This is a genomic window from Phenylobacterium sp. (genome assembly GCF_030697305.1).
In the GTDB taxonomy this organism is placed as follows: Bacteria; Pseudomonadota; Alphaproteobacteria; order Caulobacterales; family Caulobacteraceae; genus Phenylobacterium.
Genome location: NZ_JAUYQL010000023.1, coordinates 1 through 11537, shown reverse-complemented (window position 1 = coordinate 11537; position 11537 = coordinate 1). Strand labels below are relative to the sequence as shown.

The window sequence follows — 11537 nt, the reverse complement described above, 5'->3', positions numbered from 1 at the left end:
ATGACCATCACCGCCCGCGACATCGAAAAGACCTTCGACCGCTACCCTGCGCTCAACGGGGTCACCCTGGAGATCGCCGAGGGCGAGCTGCTGGCTTTGCTGGGTCCTTCGGGCTCGGGCAAGACGACGCTGCTGCGACTGATCGCCGGCCTCGAATTCCCCGAGAAGGGCCAGATCCTGTTCGACGATCAGGACATGACCCTGGCCGGCGCCGCCGACCGTCGGGTCGGCTTCGTGTTCCAGCAGTACGCCCTGTTTCGCCACATGACCGTGGCGCGCAACGTCGCCTTCGGTCTCGACGTGCGAAAGCGCGCCCAGCGCCCGTCCAAGGAAGAGATCCTGAAGCGCGTCGACGAGCTGCTCAAGCTCGTGGAGCTGGACGGCCTGGGCAAGCGCTTCCCCAATCAGCTTTCCGGCGGCCAGCGTCAGCGCGTCGCGCTGGCCCGGGCCCTGGCGGTGAATCCGCGCGTGCTGCTGCTCGACGAGCCATTCGGGGCGCTAGACGCCACGGTGCGCAAGTCGCTGCGCAAGGAGCTGCGTCGCATCCACGACGCCACCGGCGTCACCACCATCTTCGTCACCCACGACCAGGAGGAGGCGCTTGAGCTGGCCGACCGCGTGGCGATCCTGAACCTCGGACGCATCGAGCAGGTGGGGACGCCGACCGAAGTCTATGACGCGCCCAGCGGTCCGTTCGTCTGCGGCTTCGTCGGCGCCGCCAACCGTTTCGAAGGCGACGTTCAGGCCGAGCGCTTCACGGGGGGAGGCCTCACGCTGGCCGCGCCGGGCGTCGCCAATGGTTCAGCGACCGCCTTCGTGCGCCCGCACGACCTCGTGCCCGCCGCGGATGGCGACGGCTTCGACGTGGTGGCCCACCGGGTCACCGCCCAGGGGCCGGTCGTGCACATTGAGGGTTTGACACTGGCGGGACTGCCGTTCGAGGCCCACTTCGCGCGGGAGAATGCGCAGGGCCTCGCGCCCGGCGCCAAGCTGCGATTGGCGCCCAGTAAGGCTTACGTCTTTCCCGCGTAAGACTGACAAGCTCGACTTTAACGTGCGATTCACTCGGCGCGGCGATAGGTCGCGCATGACTGGCGCGCTCTCCATGAATTCACTCATTGAAAAGGCGGCTCGGCGCGTGCCGTGGGTCGAGCTCGCGTTCCTCGCGCCAGCCATGCTCTTGCTAGGCGCGGGCCTGAACCTGTGGATCGAACACGCACGGATGGGCGGAGCGCTGCAACGCGCCGCACGGGACGGTTTGGAAGCCGCAGCCCTGGCGGCCGACGAGGCCAGCGCCCAACGACTGGCGCGCGCGGCCGTCGATCACGCCTTGCAGCGGTCACATCTGCGCACGGACGCCGCCGACGTGCTGCTCGTCCGCGGGGACAGCGAAGTGACGCTGCAATTGGCCTATGACGATGCGGACCAACATGGCGAGGGCCTCGCCAAGGTGATCCCCACGCCGCCCAGCAGCATCGTTCGTGTGGCGAGCCTGCAGCTCGGCGACCGCTGAGCGACTACTGTTGTTGTTGCTGTTGCTGGTCGTAGGAGAGGCCGCCGATCGGACCCCGACGTCGGCCATCGCGTGACGCCGTGGTCTGGGCCGCCCGCATGAATTCCGGCTCGGTGACCGCGGCTCGGGCCCGGCGCACCGACACGCCCACCGCCAGCTGGCTGTCAGCCTCGCCCTTGTAGACCCCGCGCGAGGGCGGCACGTCGGCGTAGTCGCGGCCGATGGCGCAGGCCACGTGGCGCTCGCCTGTGGCGATGTTGTTGGTCGGATCCAGGCCCACCCAGCGCACACTCGGCAGGAACACCTCGACCCAGGCGTGGGTGGCGTCGGGATCGGAGCGGTCACCGCCGCTGCGGTCGGTGAACAGGTAGCCGGAAACGTAGCGCGCCGGGATTCCCCACGACCGGCAGATGGCGATCATGATGTGGGCGAAGTCCTGGCAGACGCCGCCGCGGGCCGCCAGGGCGACATCGATTGAACTGTCGGCGTCGGTGGCGTCCGGATCGTAGGCGAAGGCCTGGTAGATAACCTGCGACAGGGCCCGGACCGCAGTGAGCGGATCGCGGGCTTTCAACCGGTCTAGCTGGTGCTCGTCGATAAACGCCTCCAGCGCCGGCGTCGGCACGGCGAATCCGTGCGGATACAGGAAGTCGAAGTTCTCGCCGCGGACGAATTCACCGCGCAACCGATCCCACTCGCCCATGTCGAGCGCCTCGGGCAGCGCAGGCGGCGGCTGGGTCTCGATCGCCGACCGGGCCTGGATGGTCAGGCGGTCGTGCGGCTGGGGAACGTCGAAGTGGTAGACGGCGTTGCCGAACGGGTCGGCGTAGGAGAACAGCTGGGCCGGCGGGTCGAGGTCGAGCTCGAAGCTCACCAGCCGCTGATGCGAGCCCTTCTGGGGCTGCATCCACAGCTCCATGACGCTTTCCCGGACGTCGTCGTCGTAGTGGTACTGGGTGACGTGGCGGATCTCGAGGAGCAAGGCTTGGGTCCTTAGGCGGGGGTCTTTAGGCAGGCAGTCGCAGCTCGAGGGGATAGGCTACGAAGGTCTCGTAGAGTCCGCGATGGATCGCCGCGCACTCGTCCAGGATGCTGGACAGGAAGGCGCTGACCCCGCTGGCCTCGAGCTCATCCATGTCGGCGTATTGCAGCCGCGCCTTCAGCCGCCCTGCGAGGCGCTCGGGCCCCACCTGACCGGGAACATCCATGTGCCGGGTCAGGCTGGAGAGATGCTCTTCGATCCGCGACGTGCAGAAACGGATTGAGCGCGGGAATTCCTCGTCGAGCAGCAGGAATTCCTGGATGAAACGCGGCTGGATGTCGGCGGTGTAGACCCGCAGATAGGGCTCCAGCGCGCAGCTCATGCGCAGCAGGCTGGTCAGGGCGAAGTGGTCGGTGATCGGCCCGCGGCGCGCATCGCCGAAGCAGACCTCCAGCAGCCGTCCGATCAGCTGGGCGCGTTCGAGATAGACGCCCAGCAGCAGGAAGCGCCAGCCCTCGCCATGGCTCATGGTGGCGTCGGCCGCCCCCTTGAACAGATGCAGGTCGGCGATCGCTTCGTGCAGGAAGGTCGACGAGCCGTCGGCGAACGCCTTGTCGGCGTTGGGGCCGGTCAGGCGCAGGTACAGCAGGTTCAACCGCTCCCACGTCTCGGTGGTGATCTGATCGCGCACCTGGCGGGCGTTTTCGCGCGCCTTGGCTAGCGATGAAGTGATCGAGCCGGCGTCCTCGCGGTCCAGCGCTAGGGCGAGTGCGGCCTGATAGGGGTTGGCCGCCTTGGACGGGTCGGGTTCGCCCACCGCGGCGATGGCGATCTGCGCCACCTCGTAGGCCGCTTCCGTGCGGTCGAGCGTGGCGTTGAGCATGACGTCGGAAAGCCGCGCCATGTGCTCGGCGCGTTCGATATAGCGGCCGATCCAGTAGAGACTGTCGGCGACACGGGCGAGCATCATGGGCGCAGCTCTCCGGCGTCGTCGAGCACCCAGGTATCTTTGGAGCCCCCGCCCTGGCTGGAATTCACCACCAGCGAGCCCTTGCGCAGGGCGACGCGGGTGAGCGCGCCGGGCGTGACGGTTATCTTGTCGCCGCACAGGATGAACGGGCGCAGGTCCACGTGCCGCGGCTCGATCGTCTGGTCGACCAGGCACGGCGCGGTCGAGAGCTGGATCGTCGGCTGGGCGATGTAGTTGGCGGGATCGGCTTTCAGCGCGTCGGCGAACTCCTCGCGCTGGGCCTGGGTGGAGTGGGGGCCGACCAGCATGCCGTAGCCGCCGGACGCGCCGACCGCCTTGACCACCAGCTTGTCGAGATTGGCCAGCACGTAGCTGAGCTGCGACGGGTCGCGGCAGAGGAAGGTCTCGATGTTCGGCAGGATGGCGTCCTCGCCCAGGTAGTAGCGGATGATCTCCGGCACATAGGCGTAGACCGCCTTGTCGTCGGCGACCCCGGTGCCAGGCGCATTGCAGATCACCACCGCGCCGGCGCGGTAGGCGTTGAACAGCCCCGCCGCGCCCAGTCCTGAGTCACGACGGAACGTGAGGGGGTCGATGAAGTCGTCGTCGACCCGGCGGTAGATTACGTCGACACGGCGAAGGCCCGTGGTGGTGCGCATGTAGACGCGGTTGTCGTGCACCACCAGGTCGCGCCCCTCGACCAGCGGCGCGCCCATCAGGCGGGCCAGGTAGGCGTGCTCGAAATAGGCGGAGTTGTAGACCCCCGGCGTCAGCACCACGACCTGCGGGTCGGGCCGCCAATCGGCCGCCATGCTCTTCAGGGTCGCCAGCAGCAGGTCGGGATAGCGGTCGATGGAGCGCACGCCGGCGCCACGGAACGTACCCGGGAACACCCGCTTCGACGCCTCGCGGTTGGCGAGCATGTAGGAGACGCCCGAAGGCACCCGCAGATTGTCCTCCAGCACGGCGAAGGAGCCGTCCGGCTGGCGGATGAGGTCGCTGCCGCAGACATTTGCGAAAGCCTGGTGCGGCACGAACAGGTGCTGCATCTCGCGCCGGTACGACGGGGCCTGCAGCACCAGCTCGCGCGGGACGACGCCGTCCATCAGGATCTGCTGGTCGCCGTAGATGTCGGCCAGGAACATGTTCAGCGCGCGCAGGCGCTGGGTCAGCCCGCGCTCGATCTTGGTCCATTCGTCGGACGGGATGATTCGCGGCAGCAGGTCGGTGGGGATGATCCGCTCGGTGGAGCTTTCGCCGCCATAGACGGTGAAGGTGATGCCTTGCAGGAGAAAGAACCGCTCCAACGTGCGCTGGCGTTCGGAAAGCTCCTGGGCGCCCAGTGTCGACAGCCGGTTGGCCAGCGCCGCGTAGTGCGGGCGTACATCTTGACCTGGCGTGATCATTTCGTCGTAGGGCGCGACCGCCGGCTCCATGATGCGGGCCTCTCCGGCGACTTGTTCCGGTCCTACGCTCAACGCCACGCCAGCCTCGTCTCTCATGTCCATCGGCGCATCCTGCGGGCGAACGCGGCCGTCTAAGGCACGCCATTCGCAGCGACTTGCTCGCAGGCGCCCCGACTGCCCGACATTTGGGCAAAGTTCGCACCGCATGGAAAGCGGCTTGAGCGAATGGGCGCTTTTCGCGAGCGTCGCGCGGCGTGGTGACATGCTGCGCGACCGCCGTTACACCCCGACGTCGGGGGCGGCAGGGAAACACGCGTGGGACGCATCGTCTTCGCCGCGGCCGCATGCGCGGTCCTGTGCTTCAGCGGGGCTGCGCCGGCGCGTGCGGCCGATCCGCGTGCACGGGTCGACGGCGAGATGGACTCATCGCTGCGCACCGCGATCGTCAAGGCCATCGGCGAGACCGACCGTCCTCTGCTCAACCGGTTCGAGGCGCGGCGACGCGCGCGGGAAGCATCTGAGGACGCCGTCGCTGTCCTGCGATCTGAGGGCTACTACGGCTACGAGGTGATCCCGGACGTCGGCGAGGGCGATGCGCCGACGCCGGTGGTCAAGGTGACGCCCGGCGGACGCTTCGTGATCGCCGATCCGAAGGTCGACTGGACCGCGCCCGAGCCCAGCGCCCCGGTGCGCGCCTTGGGCGAGGCGGCCATGGGCCTGAGAGACGGCGCGCCTGGCCGCGCGGCCGACGTGGTCGCCGCCGAAGGTCGGGTGGTGGCCACGGTGCAGAAGCAGGGCTACGCCGACGTCGCCGCCGCGCCCCGCGAAGTCATCGTCGACCATGCCGATCACACCGTGCGGCCGACCTACCGGATTGTCGCCGGCGAACTGGTGCGGTTGGGCGGCCTGGACCTCACGGGCGCGCGCGGCCGCACCGACCCCGACTGGCTGCGACGCCTCGCGCCGTGGCGCGCCGGAAAGGTCTACGATCCGGAGGATGTCGCCGAGCTCGAGCGGCGGCTGCTCGACACCGGGGTCTACGAGTCGGTGACCGTAGGGCTGGCCCCGAAGCAGAACACCACGACAGACGGGCTACGCCCGATCATCGTCAGCCTCGCCGACCGCAAGCGCCGCACGCTCGAAGCCGGGGCCAGCTACTCCACCAGCGAAGGCGTCGGGCTGGATGCGCGCTGGACGCGGTACAATGTCCTGGGCCGCGCCGACACGCAGTCTCTGAGCGGACGGCTGTCCAACATCGACAGCCGGCTGGCCGCCGAGGTCGCCCTGCCGCACTGGCGCAGGCCGGCGCAGACGCTGAAGCTGGGCGCCGCGGCCTACAGCACCCGCACCGACGCCTACGACGAGAAGGGCGTCGGCGTCCGCGCCGACCTGCAGCGGCGCTACGGCAAGACATCCTATCTGACTGTCGGCGGCTCGCTGGACTTCAGCCGCACCGACGAACGGCGGCCTGGCACGCTGACGCCGCTCGGGCGCGACCTGTTTGCGATCGCCGGACTTGCCGACCTGTCTCTGGATCGCTCCGACGATCCTCTGAACCCGCGCCGCGGCTGGCGGGTCGGCATGCGGCTGGAGCCCACGCTGCTGACCGGCGAGACGACCTTGCCGTATCTGGAAACGGTGGCCCTGGCGTCGGTCTATCTTCCGTTGGGCGAAGCGGCGCGGACGGTCGTCGCGGCACGGGTTCGGGCCGGTGCGATGGTCGGCGGCTCGATCCCCGAGATTCCGGCGTCGCGGCGGTTCTTCGCCGGCGGCGGCGGGTCGGTGCGCGGCTATGGCTACCAGGCGGTGGGCCCGAGGCTCTCGGACAACACGCCGCAGGGCGGCGTCTCGCTGTTGGAGACCTCGTTCGAGGTGCGCCACAACCTGACGCGCCGCTGGGGCGTGGTGGCGTTCGTCGATGCGGGCGCAGTGGGCAGCGATCCCTATCCCAGCGGCAAGGACCTCAGCGTCGGCGCAGGTTTCGGCGTTCGCTACGACCTGGGCTTCGGACCGATCCGCGCCGACATCGCCGTGCCGCTGGAGAAACGCCAGGGTGATGCGCCCTTCCAGATCTACATCAGCATCGGGCAGAGCTTTTGAGCGCGCCTGACGCCACCCCGGCTGAAAACACGCCGCCGCCGCGCAGGCGCGCGACCTTGCCCAAGATCATCGTGGCGGTGTGTGCGGTGCTGTTCCTGCTGATCGGCGGCGCCTTCGTGGCCGCCCGCTACGGCGTGGTCTCGTCGCAGGGGCGGTTGTTACTGGAGGCCCGGCTCGAGGGCTTGAAGATCGGACGTTTCGGAAAGCTGCGCATCGAGGGCCTGGACGGCGACGTGTGGCGCGATTTCACCGTGCGCCGGCTGACCATCGCCGACGAGAAGGGAGTCTGGCTGGAGGCCAGCAAGCTCCACGTCACCTGGCGCTACGGCGACCTGCTTCGTCGCAGCTTCCACGCCGACTCCATCGACGCCGAGAGCCTGCGGCTGCTGCGCCGCCCGACGCTGACGCCCAAGGGCAAGGCCGGCGGCTTGCCGGTGTCGTTCCACATCGCGCGGCTGGGGGCGCGAGTCGAACTGGCTCCGGCGTTCAGCTATCGGCGCGGGCTCTATGACGTAACCGGCGCGCTGGACGTGGCGCGCGGCAGCGGAGGCCGGCAGTCCGGCCGGGTAGCGGCGAAAAGCCTGCTGCACGCCGGCGATCACCTGCGGGTCCGCTTCGACCTCGGTAAGAACCGGCCGATGCTGGTGGAGGCGTTGGCGGAAGAAGCCAGCGGCGGCGCCCTGGCCGGCGCACTCGGGCTGCCGGCGGACCAGCCTTTCAGCCTGGCGGTTCGCGCGGACGGCCAGGCGGGTTCCGGCAAGTTCACCGCGATCGCCGACTCTGGCCAGCAGCGACCCCTGTCGGCTAAGGGCGCATGGCGACCGTATGGCGGACAGGCCGGCGGGCGGATCGAGCTGGCCTCGTCGCGTCTCACCGCGCCCTTGGTCGCCCGGTTCGGACCGCAGGCGCGCTTCGCCTTCGGATCGCGTCGTGCGCCGGACGGGCTGTACGCCGTGGACGTGCGGCTGGGGTCCGCGAACCTCAACGCGACGGCGAAAGGCTTCGCCGACTTCAAGGCGAAACGCGCAGGCCCGAAGGGTCTCACGCTCACGGCCGACGCCCGCGCTCTGTCGAAGATCACCGGCGGACCGGCCACGGGAGCGGGGCGGCTCGCGGGCGTGCTCACCGGAGACGCCAAGGACCTGCGCTTCGCCGGCGAAGGGTCGGTGGATCACATCGGCCTGGGCGGATACGTCCTGTCGCGGGTTTCCGGCCCGCTGAACCTTTCCCGCCGCAACGGCGACCTGGGCGTCGAGGCGAAGCTGACGGGCGCCGGCGGCGCCGGACGAGGCCTTGCAGCGGCGCTGCTGGGCGCGCGTCCGACCCTGGCGCTGGATGCCCAGCGCCTGGGCGACGGGCGGCTGTCGCTGCGCCGTCTGGACGTCGCCGGCTCGGGCCTGAAGGTCGAGGCCAGCGGCGGGCGCAGCCTGCTCGGCGGCCTGAACTTCAAGGGGCGCGTCCTGATCTCGAATCTCGCCGCCGCGCGCGCCGGCGCCTCCGGCGGGCTGGACGCCGACTGGTCGGCGGTCCAGGGCGGGGCGGGGAAGCCGTGGACCGTCAGCCTCGACGCTAAGGGCCAGCGGTTCGCCACCGGGTATCCTGAGGCCGATCGGCTGCTAGGCCCCGCGCCGCGCCTCGAGGCGCGCGCCAACATCGCGGGCAGGCAGGTGTCGGTGGCCCAGGCCAAGCTGGCCGGCGCGTCGCTCAAGGCAGAGACCGCCGGCGTGCTCGGCAGCGACGGGGCGCTGAAGTTCAAGCTCGACTGGACCGCCGACGGCCCGTTCCGCGCCGGCCCGGTGGAGATCACCGGGCGCGCCAAGGGGACCGGCGCCATTGGCGGCTCGTTGGCCCAGCCGCGCGCGGACCTGATCGCCGACTTCGACGTGATCGACGTGCCGCGACTGCCGCTGAAGGCCGCGCGGGTGACGCTCAACTTCCAGCGAAGGACCGACGGCGCGGCCGGGCTGGTGACGATCGCGGCGGAGTCCGAATACGGTCCGGCGCGGGCGCGCTCGGATTTCCGGTTCCCGCACGGCGGTGTCGATCTCACCAACCTAGCCGTCGACGCCGGCGGGGTGAAGGCCTCGGGCGCGCTGACGCTGCGCCGTCGCACGCCATCCACCGCCGATCTGACGGTGGAGGCAGGGCCTGGCGCGTTCCTGACCGCTGGATCCATCGCTGGCCGGGTGAGGATCGTCGACGGCCGGGGCGGCGCGCAGGCCAATCTGGCGCTCACCGCCGATGGTGCGGCGCTGCGCGGTTCGAACCTGACCATCCGCAACGGCTCATTGAACGCCGAGGGACCGATGGCAAGGCTGCCCTACCGGTTGAAGGCCGAGGGCAGGATGAACGGCGGGGCATGGAATCTCGATGGCGGTGGGACCTTGGCCGAAGCCAAACCCGGTTATGAGTTGGCGTTCTCCGGTGCGGGGAAAGCCGGGACGCGAGCGGTGCGCACCGTCGAGCCGGCGGTGCTGCGCTTCGGCGGTCCCGAGCGCAGCGCGCGGTTGAGGCTGGCCGCCGCTGATGGGGGCAGGGTCAATGTCGACGCGCGCCTATCCGGCGGGGGCGCCGAGATCCGCGCCCAGGTCGCCAAGCTCGGCCTGGAGATGCTCAACGAGGACCTCACTGGCCGCTTCGACGCCGACATGACCCTGAACGGGCGCGGCGCGCGCCTCGACGGCGTTATGTCGGCGAAGCTGGACGGCGCGCGCGGTCGCGGCGCCAATGCAGCGTCGGGGCTGGACGGTGCGCTTCGGGCGCGATTGGCCGGAGACAGCCTGACGCTCGACCTCGACGCGACCAACAGCGAGGGCCTTAAGGCCAATGGTGCGGTGACCGTGCCGGTGGTCGCCACCGCGGCGCCGGTCCGCATCGCCGTCGCACGCACCCGGCCGATGAGCGGTCGGTTCTTCGCGGAAGGCGAGATCCGCCCGCTGTGGGATCTGCTCATCGGCGGCGAGCGCAGCCTCTCGGGTCACGTGCGGACCGAGGGGACGCTGGCCGGCACGCTTGCCGATCCGCGCGCCGTGGGGCAGGCGGCGGTGGACGCAGGGCGCTTCGAGGACGGCGCGACGGGGCTGTTGTTGCGCGACGTGGTGGTCCGCGCCCAGTTCGCCAACACGGCGATCGACGTGACCCAGGCCAGCGGCGCCGATGGTCACGGCGGCACGCTGTCCGGCAAGGGGCGGATCAACCTGACCCGCGAAGGGGCCAGCAGTTTTCGCCTCGATCTCAAGGGTTTCAGGCTGATCGACAATGAGCAGGCGACAGCCTCGGCGACTGGGCCGGTGACCATCGACCGGGCGGCCAGCGGTCAGGTGCGGCTGTCAGGCGCGCTGGCCATCGACCGCGCCGACGTCGCCGCCGACCCCCCGACGCCGTCCGGCGTGGTGTCCATGGAGGTGGTGGAGCGCAATGTGCCGGACACCCTGGATCGCGGCCTGCCGGCTCAGACGAAGCGTGGCGGGAACGGGTGGGTTCTGGACGTCACCCTGCAGGCGCCGCGGCGGGTGTTCCTACGCGGCCGGGGCCTCGACCTTGAGCTTTCGTTGGACGCCCGCGTAGCGGGATCAACGGCGCGGCCGGTGCTGAGCGGGACGGCGCGGATCGTGCGCGGCGACTACGATTTCGCCGGCAAGCGCTTCACCTTCGACACCCAGAGCGTCGTCTATCTGTCCACGCGCGCTCAGGAGATCCGCCTGGACCTGACCGCCACACGAGACGATCCGGCGCTGACCGCGGCGGTGCGGATCCGCGGCACCGCGGCGAAGCCGGAGATCACGCTGACCTCTTCGCCGGTGCTGCCCAATGACGAGGTGCTGTCCCAGGTGCTGTTCGGCCGCTCGGCGTCGCAGCTCTCGCCACTGGAGGCGGCCCAGCTCGCCTCGGCCCTATCGGCCTTGGCGGGCGGGGGCGGCTTCGACCTGATCGGAGAGCTGCGTGGGTTCGCCGGGCTCGACCGCCTGGCGTTAGGCGGCGGCGACGCTTCCGGCGTCACAGTGTCCGGCGGCAAGTATCTGACGGACAACGTCTATCTGGAGATCACCGGCGGCGGCCGCGAAGGGCCGTCGGCGCAGGTCGAATGGCGGGTGGGGCGCAGCCTATCGATCCTGTCGAAGCTGGCCGGACAGAAGGACGCCAAGCTCGCGGTGCGCTGGCGGCGCGACTACTGAGCGGCCCGCACCTTGCCGTTACGCGGCGATCGGTCTAGCTCCACGAGGCCCAACGCCTCGAGCACGGGCGGCACATAGACGCCAAACCGGCCGCGTAGGCCCTTCTTGAGGCCATACCAGCCGCCGTACGGGTTGTCGGGCGCCCGGCCCCAGGCCTCGACGCTGTCGGCCGGGGCGGGCTTCTGCTCGTCGGCGCCGCCAAGCAGCATCCAATCGCCGTGGTCACGCAGCATGGCGTGCAGGTCATCGATGGCGCTGATGGCGTACCGCAACTGGGTCTTGCCGACCTGGACGACCAGCGCGGGGGGATCGAGAGCTTCGTCTCGCCAGGCCTGGAACTGCGACCCGCCGCTTGGCGTGGTCAGGGTCCAGGGATCGTCCTTCACACCGG

Annotated in this window: 8 protein-coding genes; 4 read left to right on the top strand and 4 right to left on the bottom strand. The window is 70.0% G+C overall.

What is annotated here, in order from left to right; genetic code table 11:
* The gene (locus Q8R27_RS02430) at positions 1-1032 is read left to right on the top strand and encodes a sulfate/molybdate ABC transporter ATP-binding protein (protein ID WP_305697516.1); all 1032 of its coding nucleotides are present in this window, start codon (positions 1-3) and stop codon (positions 1030-1032) included.
* 73 nt (positions 1033-1105) lie between these two features.
* Complete coding sequence (locus Q8R27_RS02425; protein WP_305697515.1) at positions 1106-1513, top strand: hypothetical protein; 408 nt, start codon at positions 1106-1108, stop codon at positions 1511-1513.
* Between the two features lie 4 nt (positions 1514-1517).
* Here Q8R27_RS02425 and Q8R27_RS02420 read toward each other — a convergent pair whose 3' ends face one another.
* Genes Q8R27_RS02420 through Q8R27_RS02410 form a run of 3 tightly spaced genes read right to left on the bottom strand, consistent with a single transcriptional unit; the run spans position 1518 to position 4901 of the window.
* Positions 1518-2495: a transglutaminase family protein gene (locus tag Q8R27_RS02420; protein ID WP_305697514.1), complete on the bottom strand. Its 978-nt coding sequence runs from the start codon at positions 2493-2495 to the stop codon at positions 1518-1520.
* 25 nt (positions 2496-2520) lie between these two features.
* Positions 2521-3465 carry an alpha-E domain-containing protein gene (locus Q8R27_RS02415; protein WP_305697513.1) on the bottom strand — a complete coding sequence of 315 codons (945 nt, stop codon included), beginning with the start codon at positions 3463-3465 and terminating at the stop codon, positions 2521-2523.
* Complete coding sequence (locus Q8R27_RS02410) at positions 3462-4901, bottom strand: circularly permuted type 2 ATP-grasp protein (protein ID WP_371134636.1); 1440 nt, start codon at positions 4899-4901, stop codon at positions 3462-3464. Before Q8R27_RS02410 ends, Q8R27_RS02415 begins: the two co-directional genes overlap by 4 nt.
* A 285-nt stretch (positions 4902-5186) precedes the next feature.
* Here Q8R27_RS02410 and Q8R27_RS02405 point away from each other — a divergent pair, with 285 nt between their 5' ends.
* Positions 5187-6971 carry an autotransporter assembly complex family protein gene (locus Q8R27_RS02405; protein WP_371134635.1) on the top strand — a complete coding sequence of 595 codons (1785 nt, stop codon included), beginning with the start codon at positions 5187-5189 and terminating at the stop codon, positions 6969-6971.
* A gap of 56 nt (positions 6972-7027) precedes the next feature.
* On the top strand, positions 7028-11146 hold the full coding sequence (locus Q8R27_RS02400) for a translocation/assembly module TamB domain-containing protein (protein ID WP_305697512.1): 4119 nt from the start codon (positions 7028-7030) through the stop codon (positions 11144-11146).
* On the opposite strand, the gene Q8R27_RS02395 is transcribed toward Q8R27_RS02400, so the two are convergent.
* Positions 11140-11537: DUF6855 family protein (locus tag Q8R27_RS02395; protein ID WP_305697511.1), on the bottom strand; the 398-nt coding region annotated here is incomplete at its 5' end. The two genes, Q8R27_RS02400 and Q8R27_RS02395, sit on opposite strands and share 7 nt — an antisense overlap.